This window comes from Sphingobium sp. HDIP04 (assembly GCF_000445085.1).
GTDB classification, from domain to species: Bacteria; Pseudomonadota; Alphaproteobacteria; order Sphingomonadales; family Sphingomonadaceae; genus Sphingobium; species Sphingobium indicum.
In genome coordinates this window covers 18,986-41,216 of the sequence record NZ_ATDO01000078.1, presented here as the reverse complement: position 1 = coordinate 41,216, position 22,231 = coordinate 18,986, and the positions used below count along the sequence as shown (strand labels likewise).

The following is a 22,231-nucleotide window of genomic DNA, read 5'->3' as shown; positions in this document are numbered from 1 at the left end:
GGCCGATGGTTAACATATCGCCAATAATTGGGCGCTAGGCTGGGCGATCATGCGACTGTCCACCATTACCAACTACGCCTATGGCGCCACCGTAGCCCTCACTCTGGCTTCAGGGGCGGTCATGCTGATGGCCTCCAGCGCCGAGGAGAAGGAGCGGGCCGCCGTCGAGCAGCGCGCCGTGTTCGACCAGATGACCGCCGCCCTGGTGGAAGACGCATATCGGCTGACCGAACAGGCGCGCGCCTATGTGATCACGGGCGATCCGTCGCATATCATCGCCTATCGCCGGGAGAAGGCGGCGCTCCGCTCGGTAGAGCAGCGCATCACCCACCTGCGCGACCGGGGGGCCAGCATCAGCGAACTCGCGGCGTTGCAGCAGGGGCTGCATTGGGCCGACGCGCTGACCGACGAACAGGAAGCCGCCATCGACGCCGCCGAAAAGGGGGATCGGGAAACGGCGCGCGCCATAGTGTTCGGTGATGAATATGGCCGGGAACTCGATCGCGTTTCGGCCCAGATCGGCAAGTTCCAGTATATGCTGGACCAGCGAACGGAAAACACCGTTCGCCAGGCAACCGAAGCGGCCCGGCAGTGGCGGTTGATGTCGGAAATCATGATGGGCGCGACCGCCCTGCTGTTCCTGTGCGTGCTCTACTTCATCCTGAAGCAGCGCATATTGCGCCCGGTGGTGCGGCTGAGCGATGTCGTGACGCGCCTGGCCGCGCAGGATTATGCCGTGGTGCCGCCGGATTTCCCGCAGGTGGACGAGATCGGCGACATGGCGCAGGCCATCCGCATCTTCCGGGAAAACGGCCTAGAAAGGCAGAGGCTGGAGCAGGAACGCGATGCGGACCGGATCACGCGCGACCAGCTTTCCCGCATGACCCAGCGCTTGCAGGGATGCGACAGCACCGGCGGCCTGGTCGAGGTCGTCCGGCGCTTCGCGCCTGAGATCGCCCCGGGCTTTGCCGGGCGGCTCTACATCCACGACACGCGCCGCAACATGATGGTGCAGGCCTGCGACTGGCTGTCGCCCCGGCAATCGGGCGAGGAATTTCCGCCGACCGCCTGCTGGGCGTTGCGGCGCGGACAGATTCACAAGCCGGCCGGGGATCTGGTCGACATACCCTGCGAGCATCTGGCCGAAGGCGCGGAGGTCCGCACCATCTGCATACCGCTGACGGCGCAGGGGGAGAGCATCGGCCTGCTCTATGTCGAACAGCCTGAGGACCGGACCGCCGACCAGATCGGCCGCACCGAGAAATATCTGGAGATGCTGGCGGAGAATATCGGCCTTGCGCTCGCCAATCTGCGGCTGCGCGATGCGTTGCAGCAGATGGCGATGGCCGATCCGCTGACCGGCCTGGCCAACCGGCGCCGCTTCGACGCGGTGTTCAAGGAACTGGTGGTCCGTGCCGAAAGCGCCCTGACGCCGCTGGCCTGCCTGATGGTGGACATCGACCATTTCAAGCGGTTCAACGACACCCATGGCCATGATGCGGGCGACGCCGTGTTGCGCGCTGTTGGCGGCGTGCTGGACGACGCGTTGCGGGAAAAGGATTGCGCCTTCCGCCTGGGCGGGGAGGAGTTCGTGCTGCTGATGCCCGGCTTCGCGCAGGATCAGGCCATCGACCGCGCCATCCAGGTGCAGCAGAAATTGCAGGAACTGCGCGTCGAGCATCGCGGCGAGGAACTGGGGCCGATCACCGCCTCTTTCGGCCTGGCCGTCTTCCCCGATCATGGCAAGGCGGAAACCCTGGTCCGCACGGCGGATGCCGCGCTGCTTCGGGCGAAGAATCAGGGGCGCAACCAGATCGTCATCGCGACGGTCCGGGATGCGGCGTCACATCCCGCCTGAACTTTCCTCCAGCAGCCCTTCGTGAAGGCGGACGACCCTGTCCATCTTCTCAGCCAGTCTTTCATTGTGCGTCGCGACCAACGCGGCGGAGCCTTCCTCCCGCACCAGCCGCAGGAATTCGGCCAAGACCACATCGGCGGTCCGCTCGTCCAGATTGCCGGTGGGTTCGTCCGCCAGGACGAGGGCGGGCCGATTGGCCAGCGCCCGCGCCACGGCAACGCGTTGCTGTTCGCCGCCGGAAAGCTGGCTTGGCCGATGTTCCAGCCGATGGCCAAGCCCCAATGACCCCAGCAGGGATTCGGCGCGGGCACGGGCCGTCGGCATCTCCGCATCGCGGATCACCTGCGGCAGGACGACATTCTCCACCGCGTTGAAGTCCGGGAGCAGATGATGGAACTGATAGACGAAACCCAGCGCATCCCTGCGCAGCCGCGTCCGCCCGTCATTGTCGAGTTTCGCCGCTTCCTCGCCCGCGATGCGGATCGATCCGTCGAATCCGCCCTCCAAAAGGCCGACCGCCTGGAGCAGCGTCGATTTTCCCGATCCCGACGGGCCGAGCAGCGCCACGATCTCGCCCTGAGCCACCGACAGGTCGACGCCGCGCAACACCTCTATGGTGACGCCGCCCTGGGTGAAGCTGCGCCTGAGGCCTGCGACCTTCAATATCTCATTCATAGCGCAGCACCTGCACGGGATCGGTATTGGCGGCCTTGAACGCGGGATAGAGCGTCGCCAGGAAGCTGAAGACCAGCGCCATCAGGCAGATGATGGCGATCTCCACCGGATCGGGCTTGGCCGGCAATTCGGTGAGGAAGCGGATAGAGGGATCCCAGAGATTCTGGCCGGTCAGGAACTGGATCGCGTTCACCACGCTCTGGCGGAAGAACAGGAAGGTGAAACCCAGCACCATGCCCGCCGCCATGCCGAGCGATCCTATCGTAACGCCCACGGTCATGAAGATCTTGACCAGCCCGGCGCGGCTCGCCCCCATGGTCCGCAGGATCGCGATGTCGCGCGTCTTGGCGCGCACCAGCATGATGAGCGAGGAGAGGATGTTGAACACCGCCACCAGCACGATGATCGACAGCACCACGAACATGGCCACCCGTTCCACCGCCAGCGCTTCGAACAGCGACGCATTCATCTGCCGCCAGTCGGTGACGATCGCGCGTCCCGCGACCTTGCCGGCCAGCGGTTCCAATATGGCGGAGACCTGGTCGGCGTTGACGGTCTCCACCTCTATCATGCTGACGACGTCGCCCAGCAGCAGCAGGGTCTGGGCGTCCTCCACCGGCATGACGACGAAGGCCTTGTCATAATCGTAGATGCCGACCTCGAAAATGGCCGCCACCTGATAGGAAACCTGTCGCGGCACCGTGCCGAAGGGCGTCGAGCGGCCCGCCGGATTGATGATGGTAAGGCTGTCGCCCAACTGGATGCCCAGATTTTCCGCCAGCCGCGACCCGATCGCCACCTTGCCGCCATTGGGCGTCAGCGCGCCCAGGCTGCCCGCCACGACCTTCGCCTTCAGCGTCGCATTGTTGCGGATGTCGTTCACGGTCATGCCGCGCACCAGCACCGCTTCTACCCGGCCCTGAAAGCTGCCGAGCAAGGGCTGCTCGATCAGCGGCGTGGCGCTGGTCACGCCGGGCGTCGCCTTCGCCTCCCTCAACACCGCCTTCCAGTCGGGCAGGCGGCCGCCATAGCCCTGGACGACGGCATGACCGTTCAGGCCCACGATCTTGTCGAACAGTTCGGCGCGAAAGCCGTTCATGACGCTCATCACGATGATCAGCGCCGCCACGCCCAGCATCACGGCGACCAGGCTGATGCCGGCGACGAGGAAGATGAATCCCTCCCCCTTGCCGGGCAGCAGGTAACGCCTGGCGATCATGCGTTCGTATCGGGACAGAATCATGACGGCGCGAATGGCCTCTCGATGGGAACAGGCAGCCCGTCTAGCATGCTATCGACCGACGGCAAGCATTGCCGGATTGTTGCAGCGGAGCCACAGCCCCGCGGGGAAAATCACATGTCCCGGAAATAGCCCGTGACAGCGGCCTGCTCTATACATAGCACAGGCGACGAAGCACAGGTAAATGGCCGTGGTTCAGGGATACTGCATCCCGCTTTGAGCTTAGGGGGCTGAGAAGCGGTCGAGGCAGGCCAAGGGGGAGACGAGCAATCGTCCATTAGTACCCGGGTCGTGGAAGCACGGCTCGGGTACTTTTCTTTTCAGGGTCTGTCGACCATCCGTCGGGACGTTCCAAAGCGGATGAACGCGGCTTCGCATGGCCTTCCCCGCACATCGAAAATCCCGTCGGCAGACCACTTGAAACCCTCCTCCATCGAACCATATCAAACCCGTCCAGCCGCCAGATGGGGTTGGACATGGTACCGCCGGATGCCTTGTTTCGGGTCCGGCATGTTCATTTTGCTCTTTGGGAGATTATGACAATGCGTGGTTTTGACCTTACCCCCTATCGCCGCTCCACCGTGGGCTTCGACCGTCTGTTCGACCTGATCGAAAACAACGCCCGGTTGCAGCAAGGCGACAATTACCCTCCGTTCAACATCGAACGGATTTCCGAAGATCGCTATCGCGTTACCCTGGCCGTCGCGGGCTTCCGCACGGACGAGATCGACATCACGGCCCAGCAGAACCTGCTCCAGGTCACCGGGCGCAAGGAAGAATCGCAGGGCGGCGACCGCTCTCGCTTCCTGCATGTCGGCATCGCCAACCGCAGCTTCGAACGCCGTTTCGAACTCGCCGATTTCGTGCGGGTCGAAAAGGCCGACCTGGCTGACGGCCTGCTGACGATCGAACTGGTGCGCGAGGTTCCGGAGGCGATGAAGCCGAAGAAGATCGCGATCAACGGCGGTCAGCTCGTCGAGATCAATGCCGATCGCGACGCGGCCTGATCCGCTTGCATCGAAAATGGGGCGCGGCAGTTCTGCCGCGCCTTTTTTCGTGGGTCAGATCTCGACCTGGCTGCCCAGTTCGACCACGCGGTTGGTCGGCAGCCGGAAGAATTCCATCGCGCTTTCCGCGTTGCGCAGCATCCAGGCAAAAATCTTCTCGCGCCACAGCGGCATCCCCGGCTTGGCCGACGGCAGCAGCGTCTGCCGGGCAAGGAAGAAGCTGGTGTCCATCATCCTGAACGCCTGACCGCAGCCGGTGACGTTCTTGAGCGCGGCGGGAACGTCCGGCTCCTGCATGAAGCCATATTGCAGGACGAGCCGGAAGAATCCGCGGCCCAGATCCTCCAGCTTGCAACGCCCGTCATCTTCCACCACGGGAACGTCCTTGATCTTGACGGTCAACAGGATGACGCGCTCATGCAGCACCTTGTTGTGCTTGAGATTATGCAGCAGCGCATGGGGAACGCCATCGGGAGTGGAGGTCATGAAGACCGCCGTGCCGGGCACGCGGACCGCGCTGTTCGCGGCAGAGGCGACGAAGACGGGAATCGGCATAGCCGCTTCGCGCAGCCGGTCCTGAACCAGCCGGCGCCCGCGCGACCAGGTGGTGAGGAGCGTGAAGATCACGAAACCGATCAGCAGCGGGAACCAGCCGCCGTCGGGCACCTTCGTGAAATTGGCGGCCAGATAGGCGCCGTCCACCAGGAACAGCACCGACAGCAGCGGCGCCGAATAATACCAGCGCCATTTCCACAGCCGGTAGAGCAGCACCGTCAGCAGCACATTGTCGATGAACATCGCGCCGGTGACGGCGATGCCATAGGCGGCGGTGAGGTTCGAGGATGTCTGGAACACCAGCACCAGCAGGATCACCATGACCATCAGCCCCCAGTTGATGAGGGGGATGTAGATCTGGCCGGCCGTCGACGCGCTGGTATGCGCGATCCGCAGGCGGGGCATGAAACCGAGCTGGATCGCCTGTTGCGTGACGGAAAAAGCGCCGGAGATCACCGCCTGGCTGGCGATGATCGCGGCCAGCGTCGCCAGGCCCACCAGCGGCAATTGCGCCCATGGCGGCGCCAGATAGTAAAAGGGGCTGTGAAGGGCGGCGGCGCCCTCCCGAAACAGCAGAGCGCCCTGCCCCATATAGTTCATCATCAACGCGGGAAGAACGAAGGCCAGCCAGGACACGCGGATCGGACTGCGCCCGAAATGCCCCATATCGGCATAGAGCGCCTCCGCGCCCGTCACCGCCAGCACCACCGCGCCCAGGGCGAGGAAGGCGGGCAGCGGGTCGGTGACGAAGAACATGACCGCCCAATAGGGGTTGAAGGCGTGCAGGATGCCCGGCGTCTTGACGATGCTGATGATGCCCAGAACAGCGATGGTCAGGAAATAGAACAGCATGATCGGGCCGAACAGCGACGCGACCCGGTTCGTCCCCAATCCCTGTATCCAGAACAGGCCGAGCAGGATGAGGACCGCCGCCGGCAGGATCAGGGGTGCAAGGCTGCTGTTGTAGACGGCTAGCCCCTCGACCGCCGACAGCACCGAAACGGCGGGCGTGATCATCGAGTCGCCGTAGAAAAGGGACGTCGCGAACACGCCGAGCAGGACGATGCCGCGCGACCATCGCTGCGTCTTGGTCTGGCCGTTGATCAGGGCGAGCAGGGCCAGGCTGCCCCCCTCCCCCTTGTTGTCGGCGCGCATGATGACGGTGACATATTTCAGCGTCACCACCAGCATCATCGACCAGAACATCAGGCTGATGACGCCCAATATATGGTCGGGGTCGAGTTCCAGATGGTGATGCCCGGCGAAGGTTTCGCGGAACGCGTAGAGCGGGCTGGTGCCGATGTCGCCGAAGACGATGCCGATCGCGCCGACGACCAGCTTCACCGTCGCCTTCTGTCCGGCATGGCCGTGATCATGGACTCCTTCGTCATCGGCGCGCGCGGCGCCGCCGGTGATCTCGTCAGCCATGAAGAAAATGCCGAATTGTCATGATCTTTGGACACCCGAACGGGGAAGCGGCCCGTCTTGTCATTCCATAAGCCCCCGCAAACCGCCGCGCCCTATCACGGCTCCCGGGTGGTGGCAATGATGCCGCTGCGGCTTCGACCGTCTATCGGCCTTCGGACCCGAGCATGGCGTCGATACGCGCAATATTGGCTTCGAGTTCCTTCTTGACCTCGCTTCCTTCGGGGGCGCTGGCCGCCAACGGCGCCCAGAGGGCGCGGGCCTCCTTGAGCTGCCCCGCGCGGGCGAGCGCCAGCCCGTAGAAATAGCGCGGCGCCGGGCCTTCGGGATCGATGGCCATCGACCGGCGATAGGCGAAATCGGCGGCGGGAGACAAAACGCCGCCCGCATGCGCGACCAGCGCATTGCCGAAGCCGAGCCACAGATTGGGATCGTCGGGCGTCTCGCGAAGGCCTGAAAGCAGGACGTTCGCCGCCTCCTTCGTCTTCCCCTGTCGGCCCAGGCCGTCCGACAGCATCAGCCACTGGCCCGCCTGGCCATAGCGTTCGGCAAGGCCCCGGCGCTGTTCGGCCAGTTTCTCGTCGAACGCCGCGCCGCCCTTGTCCGCAGCTTGCCGGGGCGAGCCGGCCAGTCCGGGTCGCCCCTGCCAGGCATAGCCGGCCAGGCCCAGCAACAGCGCGGCGGCGGTGATTTCCCAGGCCGACCTCGGCACCCGGCCGACAAGGACAAGCGCCATGCTCACCAGGACCAGCAAGCCGCCGGCGATGATCCAGCCGGTCATGCCCGCCTCCTCCGCTTGATCCGTCCGCGCAGCAGCAGCAGGCCCAACCCCAGCAGGATCAGCGGCGCGGCCCAGAGCGGCCAGAGGATCGGTTCGGCGGTCGGTTCATAGCTGACCCAATCGCCATAGCGCTCGATCAGCCAGGCGCGGATATGCTCAGGCTCCTCCCCGGCCATGATGCGCTCGCGAATCTGGGATCGCATGTCGCCGGCCATGCTGGCATTGCTGTCGGCGATCGACTGGCTCTGGCAGGTGAGGCAGCGGATCGTTTCCATCAGCGCGCGCGCCTTCTTCTCCAGCGCCGGGTCCGCTATCTGGCGGTCGGCATAGGGCGCAGGCGGCAAAGCGGATTGGGCGAGGACGGGCGCGCCCAGCGCCAGCGCCAGCAGGGCGACCAACATCCTCATTGCGCTTTCCTCAGCCGGTCGAGGATCATCGGCACGTCATCCTCGCGAATGTCGCCCACATGCTGATAGGCGATGCGGCCCTTTCCATCGATGATGAAGCTTTCCGGCACGCCCGAAGAACCCATGGCGATCTGCACCTCGCTCCGCGCATCCAGGCCGATGCGGGAATAGGGATTGCCGTATCGCTGGAGGAAGGCGTCGACGTCGGGCCGGGCATCGCGGATGGCGATGGCGTCGATCTCCACCCCGGCCTGCTTGAGCGCCAGCAATTGCGGCGCCTCCGCCGCGCAGGGCACGCACCAGCTTGCGAAGATGTTGAGCAGGCGCGGCTTGCCGGTCGCCAGTTGCGAGCTTGCCAGCGGCGGCCGGTCGCTCGCGGCGGCGGGCAGGGCGAAGGCGGGCAGCGGCTTGCCGACCAGCTTCGAACTGATGATCCGGTCGTCCGGGCGCAGCAGCCCGCTCGCGAACAGCCCGAAAAAGCCGAGGAACAGCGCCAAAGGCAGCCAGATCAGCATCTTCCTCATGCAGCGGCCTCCAAGGCCCTGCGCGCCCGCCATTTGAGCAGCCATCCGCGCCGTTCGCGCCCGACCAGCGCCAACGCGCCGCCCAGGGCGATCAGGAAACCGCCCAGCCAGATCAGCGTCACAAAGGGCTTCCACCAGATGCGGAGTTGCCATCGGCCTTCATCCGCTTCCTGCCCCAGCACCACGTAAAGCTGACCATTCCAGCGCGTCAGCAGGGCGGCCTCCGTCGTCGTGGTCGGCGGAGAAGCAAAGAAGCGCGACTGCGGATGGATCAGGACCGGCTCGCCGCCATCCCGGCTGGCTTCCATGTCGGCCTGGAGCGCGGTCCAGTTATCGCCCGCCATCGGCAGGATCTGCTTGAACCGAAGCGTCCAGCCCGCCGTCTCCACCGTGTCGCCGGGGCGGGCGGCCACCAGCTTCTCCACCGTGAAGGCCGAATCGCAGGCCATGCCCGCCAGGCTGACCGCGCAGCCCAGATGGGCGATCACCATGCCCCAGGTGAAGAGGGGCGTCCGGCGCAGGTTGCGCTTCCAGAGGGGCGCCACGCTCCCCACCGCGACCGCCAGAGCGATCACCAGCCCAAGGAAGGGCGATATGCCGATCCGTCCCCAGGCCAGTGCCGCCAGGGCAAGAAAGACCAATCCCGCCACGACCGCCGGGACAGCCACGCGCCTGGCCACCTCCCGCATCCGGTCGCGCCGCCAACGGGTGAGCGGCCCCAGGACCATGACGATCATCAATGCCAGCGCAATGGGTCCGGCGATGCGGTCGAAATAAGGGGCGCCTACCGACACCTTGTGCCCGAACGCTTCTGTCAACAGCGGATAGAGCGTGCCGATCAGCACCAGGCCCAATATCACGGACAGCAGCAGGTTGTTGACGACCAGCATGGTTTCCCGGCTGACCAGTTCGAACGGCGCGCCTTCGCGGACCGCGCCCACCCGCCAGCCGAACAGCGCCAGCGCCCCGCCGATATAGATGCCGAGCAGCGCCAGGATGAAGGTTCCTCGCTCCGGATCGACGGCAAAGGCGTGGACGCTGGTCAGGATGCCCGACCGGACGAGGAAAGTGCCGACCATCGACATGGAGAAGGCGACCACCGCCAGCATCACCGTCCAGGCGCGCAGGGCGTCGCGGGTCGCCAGCACCGTCACGCTGTGCAGCAGCGCCGTCGCCGCCAGCCAGGGCATGAGCGAGGCGTTTTCCACCGGATCCCAGAACCACCAGCCGCCCCAGCCCAGTTCATAATAGGCCCAATAGCTGCCCGCCGTGATGCCGAGCGTCAGCAATATCCACGCCCCCAATACCCAGGGCCGCATGGCGCGGGCAAAGGCCGCGTCGACCTGCCGGGTCAGCAGCGCGCCCACGGCAAAGGAAAAGGCGACGGACAGGCCGACATAGCCGAGGTAAAGCGTCGGCGGATGGAAGGCGAGACCGGGATCCTGCAACAGCGGGTTAAGCCCCTGCCCGTCCGCTGCCGGAGGATCGATCCGCGCAAAGGGGTTGGAGGCGAAAAGCAGGAAGGCATAGAAGCCGAGGCTGATCGCCGCCTGCCCCCCAAGGGTCGCCATATGCGTCTCGCGCCGCAAGGCCCTTTCGAACAGGGCGACGGCGGCCCCCGCCACGCCCATGACGGTGACCCAAAGCAACATCGACCCCTCATGATTGCCCCAGGTTCCGGCGAATTTGTAGAGCCAGGGCTTCATGGAGTGGCTGTTGGCGGCGACCAGCAGGACCGACATGTCGGATCGCAGGAACAGCGCGATCAGCAGCGCGAAGGCCAGCGCCGTCAGCACCCCTTGCGCCACCGCGACAGGCCGCACGGCGCCGAGCAGTTCGCTCTTGCCCCCCGCCAGCCCAATCGCCGCCAAGGCCAATTGAAGCAACGCCAGCGACGCGGCGAGCCATAATGCGGCCAAGCCCGCTTCAGCGATCATGCACGCCCCGCTTCACCGATCGGCCTTCATCTTGTGGCTTTTCTCGTCATATTGCATGCCCTCCAACTCGCGCGGCATGTAGCGCTCGTCATGCTTGGCCAGCAAATTGGTCGCCTGGAAGGTGCCCGCGGCGTCGAAGGCCCCCTCCGCGACGACGCCGGAGCCTTCGCGGAACAGGTCGGGCGTGATGCCCTTGAAGTTCGCCGGAACGGTCGCCTTGCCGTCGGTGACGTCGAACCGGACCGTGACGCCGTCGCCGGCGCGCTTCAGGCTGCCCTTGACCACCATGCCGCCCAGCCGGATCGCCTTGCCCGGCTCGACGCCCTTGGTCTTCACGTCATTGGGCGCATAGAAATAAGCCGCCTCGTCCTTGAGCGCGGACGCGGCCAGCAATCCCGCGCCGATCAGCGCGGCCAGGGCCGCCACGGCCAGGATCAGCCTTTGATGCTTCGCCTTCATGCCCGATCCGCCGATATCGCGTCCGCCGATGCCCTGCTTTCAGCGCTGCGCATCGCGCGCCAACTGAACAGGCTGATGAGGCCGGTGCCCAGGAAGGTCAGCGCATAGGCGCCGATGACGAAAGCCCACTGGTTCATGTCCTCACCCCCGCGCCAGCCTTTGCATGCGCGCTTCGATCCTGTTCCGCGCCAATATGGCGCGCATGCGCATCAGCACGATCGCGGCGAAAAGCAAGGTAAATCCGACCAGCGTGAAACCCAGCGGCCAAAGCAGCGCCGCATCGATGCTCGACCCGCGCAGCGTGATGCTGGGCCCCTGATGCAGGCTGTTCCACCACAGGACGGAGCGGTTGATGATCGGGATGTTGATCGCGCCGACCAGCCCGAAAATGGCGGTCACGGGGCTGACCCCGCCATTACCCTGCCGCGCGCTGGCATTGGCGAGCGCGATGTAGCCTAGATAGAGGAAGAACAGGACCAGCATGGATGTCATGCGCCCGTCCCATTCCCACCAGGTTCCCCAGGTCGGGCGTCCCCAGATCGATCCGGTGATGAGGCAGATCGCCGTGAAGAAAGCGCCCGGCATGGCGACGGCCCGTCCCGCGACGGCGGCCAGCGGATGGCGCCAGACAAGCTGCATGAGGGCGGCCACGGCGATGCCGGTCCATCCCCCCATGCCCAGCCATGCGGCGGGCACGTGGATGTAGAGGATGCGCACCGTATCGCCCTGAAGATAATCCGCCGGCGTCACGAACAGGCCGCAGCCCGCGCCGGCGAGCAGCAGGATCAACCCCGGCCAGAACAACCAGGCGGTCAACGGCCGGGCAAATTTGAGGAAGCGTGCGGGATTGGCGAAACGATGCATGAGAAGAGGCTATTAGCCTTCCCAATGGCTCAAGGCCAGTAGGCCTTTTTCCCAATTTGGTCGCCGGAAAACAGCGGCCGGTCAGCGCCATGTCCCCTTTTTTGTGACGGGCAGGCGACAAATCTTCCCCGAGGCACTATATGCGCGCGAAAGCCGCCCCGTTGGGTGCGGACAGGATCGGCAGTGGACCCTCAAAAACCCATGTTTACGACCAACCCGTTCGACGACGACAAACTGCGTGAGGAATGCGGCATTTTCGGCGTCTTCAACGCTGAAACCGCCTCCGCCATGGTGGCCCTTGGCCTTCACGCGCTCCAGCATCGCGGCCAGGAAGCCGCGGGCATCACCAGTTGGGACGGCCATGACTTCCACACCCACCGGGCGATGGGGCATGTGGCCGGGAATTTCGACCGCGACGAGGTGATTCGGGGCCTTCCCGGCACCGCCGCCTGCGGCCATGTCCGCTATTCCACCACGGGCGAGACATCGCTGCGCAATGTCCAGCCGCTTTATGCGGAACTGAGTTCGGGCGGTTTCGCCGTCGCGCATAACGGCAACATCTCCAACGCGATGAAGCTGCGCCGGGAACTGATCCGCCGCGGTTCCATCTTCCAGTCGACGTCCGACACCGAAGTCATCATCCACCTGGTCGCCACGTCCACCTACCGCACCCTGCTCGACAAGTTCATCGACGCGCTGAAGCAGGTCGAGGGCGCCTATTCGCTGATCGTCATGACGCCCGAAGGCATGGTCGCCTGCCGCGATCCGCTGGGCATCCGGCCGCTGGTGATGGGCAAGCTGGGCGATTCGATCATCTTCGCGTCGGAAACCGTCGCCTTCGACGTGGTCGGCGCGGAACATGTCCGCTCGATCGAGCCGGGCGAACTGGTCATCGTCACCCATGACGGCGAAGTGCGCAGCCACCGCCCCTTCGGCGAGACGCACGCCCGCCCCTGCATCTTCGAACATGTCTATTTCAGCCGCCCCGATTCGGTGGTCGACGGCTCCAGCGTCTATTCGGTGCGCAAGGCCATCGGCGCGCAACTCGCCATCGAAAACCCGGTCGAGGCGGACTTCGTCATTCCCGTGCCCGACAGCGGCGTTCCGGCAGCCATCGGCTATGCCCAGCAATCGGGCATTCCCTTCGAACTGGGCATCATCCGCTCGCACTATATCGGCCGCACCTTCATCCAGCCGGGCGACAAGGTCCGCCATCTGGGGGTGAAGCTGAAGCATAACGCCAATCGCGCCCTGATCGAGGGCAAGCGCATCGTCCTGATCGACGATTCCATCGTGCGCGGCACCACCAGCCTGAAGATCGTGCAGATGATGCGCGAAGCGGGCGCCAAGGAAGTGCATATGCGCATCGCCAGCCCGCCGACCCGGCATAGCTGCTTCTACGGCGTCGACACGCCGGAACGGACCAAGCTGCTGGCGCATCGGCTGGACATTGGCGGGATGCAGGACTTCATCCATGCCGACAGCCTGTCCTTCATCTCCATCGACGGCCTGTACAAGGCGTTGGGAGAGGCGAAGCGGGCCGACATCCGGCCGCAATATTGCGACGCCTGCTTCACCGGCGACTACCCCACCACGCTGACCGACCAGGACGAAGCGGTGGTGCAGAACCAGCTCGAACTGCTGGCCGAGCGGGTGGTCTGAACGCCTTTCCTGTTGCCGGTCGGACGGCCCGACGCCTTGCGGCCTCGGGCTCGTTCCTTCCTGACCCCATGAGGGATATTCATGTCGACTGAACCTCTTTCCGGTAAACTCGCCCTCGTCACCGGAGCGAGCCGCGGCATCGGCGCCGCCACGGCGGAAGCGCTGGCGGCCGCCGGCGCCCATGTCATCCTGACCGCCCGCACCACCGGCGGGCTGGAAGAGGTGGAGGATCGCATTCATGAGGCTGGCGGCCATGCGACCATCGCGCCGCTGGACCTGATCGACGGCGAAAGCATCGGGCGGCTGGCCCATGCCATTTCGGGCCGCTGGCAGGCGCTGGACATATTGGTGCTGAACGCGGCGACGCTGGGCAGCCTGGCCTCGGTTCCGGCCATCGACGCCAAGGAATTCGCCCGATTGTTGACGCTCAACGTGGCCGCGCCGCAGGCTCTGATCGCCGCGTTCGACGGCATGCTGCGGGCGAGCGGCGATGCGCGGGTGGTGGCGATCACCTCCTCGGTCGGCGCGCAGCCGCGGGCTTATTGGGGCGCTTATGGCGCTTCCAAGGCGGCGCTGGAAACGCTGGTCGGCGCCTATGGCGAGGAAGTGAAGAACATCTCCGCCATCCGCACCCATATCGTCGATCCCGGCGCGACGCGCACCGCCATGCGCGCGCGGGCCTTTCCGGGGGAAGACCCGGCGACGCTCAAGGAGCCGGCTGTCGTGGGCCGGGCGATCCTCGATCTGGTGATTGCCGACACGCCTGACGGATACCGAGCGCGGATCGATTAGAAGCCAAACCTTGGACAAGACTGGAGTTGGCCAGTTCCCGTCACCCCGGACTTGATCCGGGGTCCCGCTGCCTTGGCCAGGCGCTGGTTTACAAGAAAAGCGGGACCCCGGGTCAAGCCCGGGGTGACGAAATGGGGAGTGGCCAAACCGAATTCCTCCTGCGCTAAGCCGGCTTCACCAGCGTAACCTGCGCCACATCAATCGTGCCGCCGCGAAACCCGCCTTCGCAATACATCAGATAATAGCGCCAGAGATCAACGAAATGCTGATCGAAACCGGCTGGCAGCAATCCTTTGTCGACCACCCGGTCGAAGCGCTCCCGCCAACGCCGCAGCGTTTCGGCATAGTGCAGGCCAAAGCGGCGCACATCGCGCCATTCCAGGCTCCTCGCTTCGGCTAGCGCCCGAAAGCGGCTTTCCGAAATCAGCATGCCGCCGGGGAAGATATAGGTCTGGATGAAATCCGTCCCCTGGGCATAGCCTTCGAAGATGGCGTCATCGATCAATATATATTGGATCGCCGCCCGCCCGCCCGGTTTGAGCAGGCGCTCGATCGCCTCGACATAGGCCGGCCAGTAGCGTTCTCCCACCGCCTCCACCATCTCCACGCTGGCGATGGCGTCATATTGCCCCTGGGCGTCGCGATAATCCTGCAGGATTATGTTCGCGCCCGATCCCAGCCGGTCACGGGCGTAATGCGCCTGCTCGACCGAGAGGGTCAGCCCGTCATAGCGTATCGGGCGGCGGGCCATCGCCTGTTCGGCCAATCCGCCCCAGCCGCAGCCGATCTCCAGCAGCGAATCGCCCTCGCCAAGGTCGAGCCGGTCGAGAATGGCGTCGACCTTCCGCTGCTGCGCCCGCTCCAGGCTTTCGATCCGGTCGTCGGGGTCACGGAACAGGCCGCTGGAATAATGCATGCCCTTGTCGAGCCATAGCTGATAGAAATCATTTCCCAGATCGTAATGATAGGCGATGTTGCGCCGCGAACCGCTGCGGCTGTTGCGGCGCGCCCAATGGATCGCCCGGCCGATCCAGCGCGTCGGGCCGTGCGGCCGGGCGACATTGCCCAGGCTGACGGCATTGGCCATGAAGAGGGCGAACAGCGGAACCGGATCGGGACTGGTCCACTCCCCTCGCGCCCAGGCCCGATACCAGCCCGCCGATCCCCCCGCGATCAACCGAAGCAGCGCCCGCCAGCGCAGCAGATGAACCTCGCATTCCGGCCCCGCCGCCCGACCGCCCAGCAAGCGGCGCCCGCCATCCGGCAGGATGGCGAGCAAAGACCCTCGCTCCAGTCCCAGGTCGATGCGGTCGAGCAATATATGGAACTGCCGGGCGGCGACGCGATCCGGCCAGCCGCGATTGGGGCGATCCAGCGGCCGCCTGACCGGCACTGCCGCCCGGCCGCGACGGGGTTCAATGACGTTCATGCCGTCATCCTGCCCGATGGTTTATCGCGCCGCAATCATGGCTTGATCCGGCGCCACGCGGCGAGAGCCCGTTCCCGACCTTCCCGATGGCCGATGCACTTGGCCGGATAATCGGCCGGGCGCGCGTCGTGCGCTTCGGGGTCGTGGATGACGTCGTCGTTCAGATGCGCCAGTTCCGGTACCCATTTCCGGATATAGTGGGCAGCCTCGAACTTTTCCGACTGGGTCAGGGGCGCCATGATCCGCGAGAAGATATTGGCATCCACGCCGCTGCCCGCGACCCATTGCCAGTTGACGCTGTTATTGGCGTAGCTCGCATCGACCAGCGTATCCCAGAACCAGCGCGCCCCATGCCGCCAATCGATCAGCAGATGCTTGATCAGGAAGCTGGCCGCGATCATGCGAACCCGATTGTGCATCCAGCCCGTCGTCCAAAGCTGCCGCATGCCGGCATCGACGATGGGATAGCCCGTGCGCCCGGTCTTCCACGCCGTGAAATCGCCCCCTGCCTCGCAAAGGTCGCGCCAGGGCATGGCATCGAAGGCCGGCCGCGCATTTTCCGATCCATAGGCAGGCATGGCCCATATCTGCGTATGGGCATAGTCGCGCCAGATCAGTTCCTTGAGGAAGGTCGTCGCGTTGCCGGGCGCTCCGGCGACCTGGCGCCAGACCTGGGCCGGGGAAACCTCCCCGAAATGAAGGTGCGGCGACAGGCGAGAGCTTCCCTCCCGCGACGGCAGGTTCCTGGCCCTGTCATAGTCGGCCGCCTCGTCCAGAAAGGCGGCGACGTTGGCCCGCGCCCCCGCTTCCCCCGGAGTCCAGTCGCGGGAAAAGGCCGCCGCCCAATCCGGCGCGGTGGGCAAAAGCCCCCATCGATCCAGCGAATCGCCCTTCGGCCATTGCCCCGGCGCGTCGATGCGCGAAGGCGCGCGGACCGGCTCGGCCGGCGGCATATGATCCATAACGGCGCGGGCGAAGGGCGTGTAGATCCTATAGCTGTTTCCTCCGCCCGTCCGCACCGCGCCGGGCGGCAGCAGCAACGCGCCGTCATGCAGGCAAAGGTCCAGCCTCTTGCCAAGCGCCTTTTCTGCATTGCGCCACCAGGGTTCGTAATGATGCAGCGCGTGAACGCGCCTCGCGCCCGTTTCCTCGGCGATCTGGACGATCTGGTCGACGCAGTTTCCCTGCCTCAGCACCAGGCGCGATCCCTTCTTCCGAAGATCGTCGTCCAGGCTCCTGAGGCTGTGGTGCAGCCACCAGCGCGAGGCCCCGCCCATCTTCCATTGGCGAGGCGCCTGATCGTCCAGCACATAGACGGGGATCACCGGCCCTTCCTGCACGGCGGCGGCCAGCGCAGCCTGATCGGCAAGGCGCAGATCCTGGCGAAACCAGAGGAGTACGGGGTCCGACATGCGACGGGGCATGCCATGGGCCGACCGATGTTCCAAGTCCCCGCCCATTTGAAGCGATGCGGAGCACAAATCGCCGCGTCCGGATTTTTCCGCCATGGACGCGCGGCTTCGCGCCGCTTATTCTTGCACTGCACAAAGCGACGAGCCGGTAGCCTCCGGTCGGCTTGTCGGGATTAACGACCAGGGACTGTGATGGCGTCGATGCCGAATGATTCAGAACTCGCCTACCGGCCATGCGTGGGCATCATGCTCGTCAACATGGAGGGCAAGGTTTTCGTCGGCCAGCGGATCGACAATGCGGTCGAAGCCTGGCAGATGCCGCAGGGGGGCATCGACGACGGCGAAGACATGAAGGCCGCCGCCCTGCGCGAACTGAACGAGGAAACCGGCATCGTTCGCGAGCATGTGGAGATCATCGCCAAGGCGCGGGAAGAGCATTTCTACGACCTGCCGCCGGAACTGATCGGCAAGCTGTGGGGCGGCAAATATCGCGGGCAGCGGCAATATTGGTTCCTCGCGCGCTTTCTGGGGGCGGACGAGGACATCGACATCCAGACCACGCACCCGGAATTCCGCGAATGGAAATGGACCGATCCGGAGAGCCTGCCTGACCTGATCGTGCCGTTCAAGCGCAAGCTGTATCGGGATATTCTCCAGGAATTCAGGGATTTGATCTGAAAACAAGGGTTAAAATCGACCGCCATGCCGGTATGAGAAGGCGCATGCGTTACTGGCTGGCCCTTGTTTCCTTCTTCCTCTCCACCCCGGCGCTTGCCGATTATCCCGTGCTCCTGCCGCCATCGGTGCGCGAAATGCTGGAAGCGGCCATCGCCAACGGCAATGAGACCGAGATCGCGACCGTCGCCAAGATCGCCAAGCAGACCAATCCCGGGTCCGCCGATGAAATCCAGCGCATGGTCAACAGTTGGAAGGAACGGACCAGGACCACGCGGGAAACCGTGATCCGCGAAGCGCGCTTCACGGAATTGTGGACCGGCAAGATCGAAGCCGGCGGGTTCCGCTCCACCGGCTCGACCAGCGAAATCGGCATCAGCGCCAGCGCCGCGGTCAAGCGCAGCGGCATCCAATGGTCGCACAAGCTGGCCGCCAGCGTCGATTACCGGCGCGCCAACGGCGTGACCTCGCGCGAGCGCTACACCGCCAGCTATGAGCCGCGCTACGAATTCGATCCCAGGGGCTTCGCCTATGGGCTGACGCAGTTCGAGCGGGATACGTCGATCGGCTATGACGCGCGCTACACCGCCTCGGCCGGCATCGGTTACAAGCTGATCGTCAGCGATCCGGTCGACCTCTCGCTGGATGCCGGTCCTTCGATCCGCCATGCCGAATATGTGACCGGCGAGAAGGAGACCAAATTGGGCGCCCGCGCGTCCATGGACCTAGCCTGGCGACTGACCCCCGCGCTGACCTTCAGGCAAACCGCCTCCGGCTATGCGGAAAGCGACGTCTATACGCTGAATTCGTTGACCTCGCTGGTGACGAAGGTGGGGACGCGCTGGTCGGCGGCCTTTTCCTACAATGTGCAGTATGAATCGGAAACGCTGCTGTCGGCACGCGACTCCGACACGATGAGCCGGCTGACCCTCACCTATGATTTCTAGGCCGTAAACTCATAAATGGCGACTTTAGGAGCCGGGGGTGGAGGCGCGCCTTCCGCTCTGATAGGGTCGCCAGAATGAGAGGCATTTCGTCGTTCGAACGGAGCGTCATGGAAAGCGCCGCAGACGCGCCCATGCTCGCCCAGACTGAAAAATGGGCGGCGGTGAACAGCGGGTCGCGCAATCTTCCCGGTCTTGCCGCCATGGCCGCCATGCTTGCGGACGCCTTTGCCGGCCTGCCGGGCGCGATGTCCCTTGTCGATCCCGCGCCGGTCGAGACGGTCCGGCCGGACGGGCGTCTGGCAATGGTCGCGCATGGCAGCCACCTGCGCCTATCGGTCAGGCCGGAGGCTCCGGTGCAGATCCTGCTCACCGGCCATATGGATACGGTCTTCCCGGCCGACCACGGCTTTCAGGCGCTGCGATGGATCGATCCGGCAACGCTGAACGGACCGGGCGTCGCGGACATGAAGGGCGGGCTGGCGGTCATGCTGGCGGCCCTGCGCGCCCTGGAAACCGCACCGGACGCAAGGCGGCTGGGCTATGACGTCATCATCAACAGCGATGAGGAGGTCGGCAGCCCCTCCTCCGCGGCGCTGTTCAGGCAAGTCGCGGCGGGCAAGATCGCGGCCTTCACCTATGAACCGGCGCTGCCCGACGGCACGCTGGCGGGCGCCCGCGCCGGCAGCGGCAATTTCGCCGTCATCGTCACCGGACGGAGCGCGCATGCCGGGCGCAATCCGCAGGACGGCCGCAACGCGCTGCTGGCGGCAGCGGACCTCGCGCTGCGGCTGAAGGCGGCGAGCGGCGGCGGCTTTTCCTGCAATCCCGCGCGGATCGAGGGCGGCGGCCCCAATAATGTCGTGCCGGATCACGCCGTCCTGCACGTCAATTTCCGCCCGAAGACCCCCGCCGACGAGCAGGCGGCGGACCAACTGCTGAAGGACGCCATGGCGCGGGTCGCGCAGGAGCATGAGGTGACGCTCCACCGGCATGGCGGCTTCGGCCGCCCGCCCAAGCCGATGGATGCGCGGGCGGAAGCGTTGTTCGTGTTCGTGCGGCAATGCGGCGCGGATCTGGGCCTTTCCATCGCCTGGCGGGATACCGGCGGAGTGTGCGACGGCAACAACATCGCGGCCTGCGGCGTGCCCGTGGTCGACACAATGGGCGTGCGCGGCGGCAATATCCACAGCGATCTGGAATATCTGGTCGTCGACAGCCTGGCCGAACGGGCGCAATTGTCGGCCCTGGCGCTGCTCCGCATGGCCGAAGGGCGTTTCACGAAGGGGATGAAGGCGTGAGTTTCTTCATGCGCACCGCGCGCGCCGGCGATTTGCAGACCCTTTATGAAATGGCGAAGCTGACCGGGGGCGGGTTCACCAACCTGCCGCCGGACCGGAAGTCGCTGGCCGCCAAGCTGGAGCGGACGGAGCAGGCGCTGGCCCGGCAAGGCGAAGGGGTCGAGGACGAACTGATCGTCATGGTGCTGGAAAACGCCCAGACGGGTCAGGTTCGCGGCACCTGCCAGATTTTCAGCAAGGTCGGGCAAAACTGGCCCTTCTATTCCTATCGGCTGGGCGTTCTCACCCAGCATAGCCGGGAGCTTTCGCGCACCTTCCGAGCGGAGATGCTCTCGCTGGTCACCGATCTGGAGGGGTCGACGGAAGTCGGCGGCCTGTTCCTGCATCCCCGCGAGCGCGCGGAGGGGCTGGGCCTGCTGCTGGCGCGCAGCCGCTATCTCTACATCCGCAACCATCGCGCCCGCTTCGGGGAGCGGATTATCGCGGAACTGCGCGGCGTGATCGACGAGGCGGGCGGTTCCCCCTTCTGGGACGGCCTTGCCGGACGCTTCTTCGGCATGAGCTTTCAGGAAGCGGACGAGTTCAATGCGGTGAACGGCAACCAGTTCATCGCCGACCTGATGCCCAAGACGCCGATCTACACCGCCATGCTGACCGACAGCGCCCGCAGCGTCATCGGCATGCCCCATCCCAATGGCCGGGCAGCCATGCGGATGCTGGAGACGGAGGGCTTCACCAATCCCGGCTATGTCGACATATTCGACGGCGGCCCGACGATGGTGGGGCAGATCGATGCGCTGCGCACCATCGCCCATGCGTCCGACGCGGTGCTGGGCGCCGTGCACGAGAAGGGCGGAGACAAGATGCTGGTGACCACCGGGCGGCTCGCCGATTTCCGCTGCACCTATGCCTTTGCGATCGAGCGGGAGGATGGCGGCGTCTCGCTCGACCGGGCCTCGGCGCAATTGCTGGGGCTGGAGCCGGGACAGACATTCACCATGGCGGAACGGGCATGACCGCGAGGGAGATCAATTTCGACGGCCTGATCGGCCCCAGCCACAATTATGCGGGCCTCAGCCTGGGCAATCTGGCGTCGGCGCGCAATGCGGGCGCCATATCCCACCCCAGGGCGGCGGCGTTGCAGGGGATCGAGAAGATGCGGTCCGACCTGCGCCTTGGACTGGCGCAGGGGCTGTTCCTGCCCCAATGGCGGCCAGACGGCGCGTGGCTGGCGGCGCTCGGCACCGATGTCGGCAATGCGGAGGCGCATATCCGCGCGGCGGCCATGTCGGCCTCCTCCATGTGGGCGGCCAATGCAGCGACCGTCTCGCCCGCGCCCGACACGGCGGACAGGCGCACGCATCTGACGGTCGCCAATCTCGTCACCATGCCGCATCGCAGCCATGAATGGCCGCAGACGCTCGCCCAATTGCGCCTCGCCTTTTCCGACCGCACCGCCTTTGCCGTGCATGGCCCCATTCCCGCCCCCTTTGGCGATGAGGGCGCGGCCAATCATATGCGCCTGTGCGATCATCATGGCGAGGCGGGCGTCGAGGTGTTCGTCTACGGCCAGTCGGGCGGCCCCTTCCCCGCCCGCCAGCATGTCGAGGCGAGCAAGGCCGTCGCCCGACTGCACCGGCTTGACCCGGATCGCACGCTGTTCGTCATGCAGTCGGAGGAAGCGATCGCAGCAGGCGCCTTCCACAATGACGTGGTCGCCGTCGCCAATGAGCGCGTGCTTTTCGCCCATGAACAGGCCTTTGCCGACAAGGAGCGCTTCTACGCCGATCTGCGCGCCAGGCTGCCGTCGGTGGAGATCGTCGAGGTTCCCGCCAGCGCCATCAGCCTGTCCGACGCGATCCGCAGCTATATTTTCAACGCGCAACTCGTGACCTTGCCGGATGGCATTATGGCGCTGGTCCTGCCGACAGAGGCGCGGGACATGCCCGACATATGGTCCTGGCTGGAAAAGATGGTTGCGGGCAACGGCCCGATCCGGAAGCTGGTGCCCGTCGACGTGCGCCAGTCCATGGCCAATGGCGGCGGTCCCGCCTGCCTGCGGCTGCGCGTGGTGGCCGATCCGGCCAATATCGATCCGCGCTTCCTGGTGGACGAGGCGAAGCTGGACGGCATTGCCGCCATCGTGCGGGAATATTGGCCCGAAGCCATAGCGCCGGACGACCTGGCCGACACCCGTCTGATCGCCCGGATCGAACAATCATGGTTAACGCTTGTTGACCATCTGCGGCTTTCGGGCGATTTAATTCCCTGACGGCGGGCAGGC

The 22,231-nt window shown here is 65.3% G+C and carries 21 protein-coding genes; 9 read left to right on the top strand and 12 right to left on the bottom strand.

Annotation, left to right across the window (positions count from 1 at the left end; all coding sequences use genetic code 11):
• The first annotated feature begins 49 nt into the window (after positions 1-49).
• Entirely contained in the window at positions 50-1,858 is a 1,809-nt protein-coding gene (locus L286_RS33435; RefSeq protein ID WP_021223322.1) for a diguanylate cyclase, read from the top strand.
• On the opposite strand, the gene L286_RS33430 is transcribed toward L286_RS33435, so the two are convergent.
• Positions 1,844-2,533 carry an ABC transporter ATP-binding protein gene (locus L286_RS33430; protein ID WP_007685771.1) on the bottom strand — a complete coding sequence of 230 codons (690 nt, stop codon included), beginning with the start codon at positions 2,531-2,533 and terminating at the stop codon, positions 1,844-1,846. The genes L286_RS33435 and L286_RS33430 overlap by 15 nt on opposite strands.
• Positions 2,526-3,776 carry a lipoprotein-releasing ABC transporter permease subunit gene (locus L286_RS33425; RefSeq protein ID WP_021223321.1) on the bottom strand — a complete coding sequence of 417 codons (1,251 nt, stop codon included), beginning with the start codon at positions 3,774-3,776 and terminating at the stop codon, positions 2,526-2,528. The genes L286_RS33430 and L286_RS33425 overlap by 8 nt, the downstream gene beginning before the upstream one ends.
• 539 nt (positions 3,777-4,315) lie before the next feature.
• Here L286_RS33425 and L286_RS33420 point away from each other — a divergent pair.
• Complete coding sequence (locus L286_RS33420) at positions 4,316-4,780, top strand: Hsp20 family protein (RefSeq protein WP_007685769.1); 465 nt, start codon at positions 4,316-4,318, stop codon at positions 4,778-4,780.
• 54 nt (positions 4,781-4,834) lie between these two features.
• Here L286_RS33420 and L286_RS33415 read toward each other — a convergent pair whose 3' ends face one another.
• The 8 genes from L286_RS33415 to ccmC form a co-directional block, all read right to left on the bottom strand.
• On the bottom strand, positions 4,835-6,763 hold the full coding sequence (locus L286_RS33415) for a potassium transporter Kup (protein ID WP_020820744.1): 1,929 nt from the start codon (positions 6,761-6,763) through the stop codon (positions 4,835-4,837).
• 142 nt (positions 6,764-6,905) lie between these two features.
• Positions 6,906-7,541 (bottom strand): tetratricopeptide repeat protein, encoded by a 636-nt coding sequence (locus L286_RS33410; RefSeq protein ID WP_020820743.1) that lies wholly within the window; start codon positions 7,539-7,541, stop codon positions 6,906-6,908.
• Entirely contained in the window at positions 7,538-7,948 is a 411-nt protein-coding gene (locus tag L286_RS33405) for a cytochrome c-type biogenesis protein (RefSeq protein WP_021223320.1), read from the bottom strand. The genes L286_RS33410 and L286_RS33405 overlap by 4 nt, the downstream gene beginning before the upstream one ends.
• Positions 7,945-8,472, bottom strand: coding sequence for a redoxin family protein (locus L286_RS33400; RefSeq protein ID WP_013040070.1), 528 nt, complete (start codon positions 8,470-8,472; stop codon positions 7,945-7,947). The genes L286_RS33405 and L286_RS33400 overlap by 4 nt, the downstream gene beginning before the upstream one ends.
• Positions 8,469-10,409 carry a heme lyase CcmF/NrfE family subunit gene (locus tag L286_RS33395; RefSeq protein WP_020820741.1) on the bottom strand — a complete coding sequence of 647 codons (1,941 nt, stop codon included), beginning with the start codon at positions 10,407-10,409 and terminating at the stop codon, positions 8,469-8,471. The genes L286_RS33400 and L286_RS33395 overlap by 4 nt, the downstream gene beginning before the upstream one ends.
• Before the next feature lie 12 nt (positions 10,410-10,421).
• A complete protein-coding gene (ccmE, locus tag L286_RS33390; protein ID WP_020820740.1) occupies positions 10,422-10,868 on the bottom strand; it encodes a cytochrome c maturation protein CcmE in 447 nt (148 codons plus the stop codon).
• On the bottom strand, positions 10,865-11,005 hold the full coding sequence (locus L286_RS48950; protein WP_020820739.1) for a hypothetical protein: 141 nt from the start codon (positions 11,003-11,005) through the stop codon (positions 10,865-10,867). The genes ccmE and L286_RS48950 overlap by 4 nt, the downstream gene beginning before the upstream one ends.
• A gap of 4 nt (positions 11,006-11,009) precedes the next feature.
• Complete coding sequence (ccmC, locus tag L286_RS33385) at positions 11,010-11,732, bottom strand: heme ABC transporter permease CcmC (RefSeq protein WP_007685753.1); 723 nt, start codon at positions 11,730-11,732, stop codon at positions 11,010-11,012.
• A gap of 201 nt (positions 11,733-11,933) precedes the next feature.
• Here ccmC and purF point away from each other — a divergent pair, with 201 nt between their 5' ends.
• A complete protein-coding gene (gene purF, locus L286_RS33380) occupies positions 11,934-13,394 on the top strand; it encodes an amidophosphoribosyltransferase (RefSeq protein WP_007685751.1) in 1,461 nt (486 codons plus the stop codon).
• Positions 13,395-13,475: 81 nt separating this feature from the next.
• Positions 13,476-14,186: an SDR family NAD(P)-dependent oxidoreductase gene (locus tag L286_RS33375; RefSeq protein WP_013040077.1), complete on the top strand. Its 711-nt coding sequence runs from the start codon at positions 13,476-13,478 to the stop codon at positions 14,184-14,186.
• Positions 14,187-14,349: 163 nt separating this feature from the next.
• Here L286_RS33375 and L286_RS33370 read toward each other — a convergent pair whose 3' ends face one another.
• The gene (locus L286_RS33370) at positions 14,350-15,615 is read right to left on the bottom strand and encodes an SAM-dependent methyltransferase (protein ID WP_020820738.1); all 1,266 of its coding nucleotides are present in this window, start codon (positions 15,613-15,615) and stop codon (positions 14,350-14,352) included.
• A 35-nt stretch (positions 15,616-15,650) separates the two neighbouring features.
• Positions 15,651-17,027: a cryptochrome/photolyase family protein gene (locus L286_RS33365; protein WP_025160739.1), complete on the bottom strand. Its 1,377-nt coding sequence runs from the start codon at positions 17,025-17,027 to the stop codon at positions 15,651-15,653.
• A 192-nt stretch (positions 17,028-17,219) separates the two neighbouring features.
• Between L286_RS33365 and L286_RS33360 the strand changes: the two genes are divergently transcribed.
• The 5 genes from L286_RS33360 (at position 17,220) to L286_RS33340 (ending at position 22,219) form a co-directional block, all read left to right on the top strand.
• Positions 17,220-17,705, top strand: a complete 486-nt coding sequence (locus tag L286_RS33360; protein ID WP_020820736.1) for an RNA pyrophosphohydrolase — start codon at positions 17,220-17,222, stop codon at positions 17,703-17,705.
• A gap of 44 nt (positions 17,706-17,749) precedes the next feature.
• Complete coding sequence (locus tag L286_RS33355; protein ID WP_020820735.1) at positions 17,750-18,649, top strand: DUF481 domain-containing protein; 900 nt, start codon at positions 17,750-17,752, stop codon at positions 18,647-18,649.
• A gap of 74 nt (positions 18,650-18,723) precedes the next feature.
• Complete coding sequence (locus L286_RS33350) at positions 18,724-19,947, top strand: hydrolase (RefSeq protein WP_025160738.1); 1,224 nt, start codon at positions 18,724-18,726, stop codon at positions 19,945-19,947.
• The gene (locus L286_RS33345) at positions 19,944-20,963 is read left to right on the top strand and encodes an arginine N-succinyltransferase (protein WP_020820733.1); all 1,020 of its coding nucleotides are present in this window, start codon (positions 19,944-19,946) and stop codon (positions 20,961-20,963) included. Before L286_RS33350 ends, L286_RS33345 begins: the two co-directional genes overlap by 4 nt.
• Positions 20,960-22,219: an N-succinylarginine dihydrolase gene (locus L286_RS33340; protein ID WP_020820732.1), complete on the top strand. Its 1,260-nt coding sequence runs from the start codon at positions 20,960-20,962 to the stop codon at positions 22,217-22,219. The genes L286_RS33345 and L286_RS33340 overlap by 4 nt, the downstream gene beginning before the upstream one ends.
• The last annotated feature ends 12 nt before the right edge of the window (positions 22,220-22,231 follow it).

Bases quoted from the DNA above. Each gene is read 5' to 3' on its own strand.
- L286_RS33420 (WP_007685769.1), top strand. From the start codon at position 4,316: ATGCGTGGTTTTGACCTTACCCCCTATCGCCGCTCCACCGTGGGCTTC.
- L286_RS33340 (WP_020820732.1), top strand. From the start codon at position 20,960: ATGACCGCGAGGGAGATCAATTTCGACGGCCTGATCGGCCCCAGCCAC.
- ccmE (WP_020820740.1), bottom strand. From the start codon at position 10,868: ATGAAGGCGAAGCATCAAAGGCTGATCCTGGCCGTGGCGGCCCTGGCC.
- L286_RS33355 (WP_020820735.1), top strand. From the start codon at position 17,750: ATGCGTTACTGGCTGGCCCTTGTTTCCTTCTTCCTCTCCACCCCGGCG.
- L286_RS33430 (WP_007685771.1), bottom strand. From the start codon at position 2,533: ATGAATGAGATATTGAAGGTCGCAGGCCTCAGGCGCAGCTTCACCCAG.
- ccmC (WP_007685753.1), bottom strand. From the start codon at position 11,732: ATGCATCGTTTCGCCAATCCCGCACGCTTCCTCAAATTTGCCCGGCCG.
- L286_RS33410 (WP_020820743.1), bottom strand. From the start codon at position 7,541: ATGACCGGCTGGATCATCGCCGGCGGCTTGCTGGTCCTGGTGAGCATG.
- L286_RS33350 (WP_025160738.1), top strand. From the start codon at position 18,724: ATGAGAGGCATTTCGTCGTTCGAACGGAGCGTCATGGAAAGCGCCGCA.
- L286_RS33415 (WP_020820744.1), bottom strand. From the start codon at position 6,763: ATGGCTGACGAGATCACCGGCGGCGCCGCGCGCGCCGATGACGAAGGA.
- L286_RS33365 (WP_025160739.1), bottom strand. From the start codon at position 17,027: ATGTCGGACCCCGTACTCCTCTGGTTTCGCCAGGATCTGCGCCTTGCC.
- L286_RS48950 (WP_020820739.1), bottom strand. From the start codon at position 11,005: ATGAACCAGTGGGCTTTCGTCATCGGCGCCTATGCGCTGACCTTCCTG.
- L286_RS33400 (WP_013040070.1), bottom strand. From the start codon at position 8,472: ATGAGGAAGATGCTGATCTGGCTGCCTTTGGCGCTGTTCCTCGGCTTT.
- L286_RS33405 (WP_021223320.1), bottom strand. From the start codon at position 7,948: ATGAGGATGTTGGTCGCCCTGCTGGCGCTGGCGCTGGGCGCGCCCGTC.
- L286_RS33375 (WP_013040077.1), top strand. From the start codon at position 13,476: ATGTCGACTGAACCTCTTTCCGGTAAACTCGCCCTCGTCACCGGAGCG.
- purF (WP_007685751.1), top strand. From the start codon at position 11,934: ATGTTTACGACCAACCCGTTCGACGACGACAAACTGCGTGAGGAATGC.
- L286_RS33435 (WP_021223322.1), top strand. From the start codon at position 50: ATGCGACTGTCCACCATTACCAACTACGCCTATGGCGCCACCGTAGCC.
- L286_RS33425 (WP_021223321.1), bottom strand. From the start codon at position 3,776: ATGATTCTGTCCCGATACGAACGCATGATCGCCAGGCGTTACCTGCTG.
- L286_RS33395 (WP_020820741.1), bottom strand. From the start codon at position 10,409: ATGATCGCTGAAGCGGGCTTGGCCGCATTATGGCTCGCCGCGTCGCTG.
- L286_RS33370 (WP_020820738.1), bottom strand. From the start codon at position 15,615: ATGAACGTCATTGAACCCCGTCGCGGCCGGGCGGCAGTGCCGGTCAGG.
- L286_RS33360 (WP_020820736.1), top strand. From the start codon at position 17,220: ATGGCGTCGATGCCGAATGATTCAGAACTCGCCTACCGGCCATGCGTG.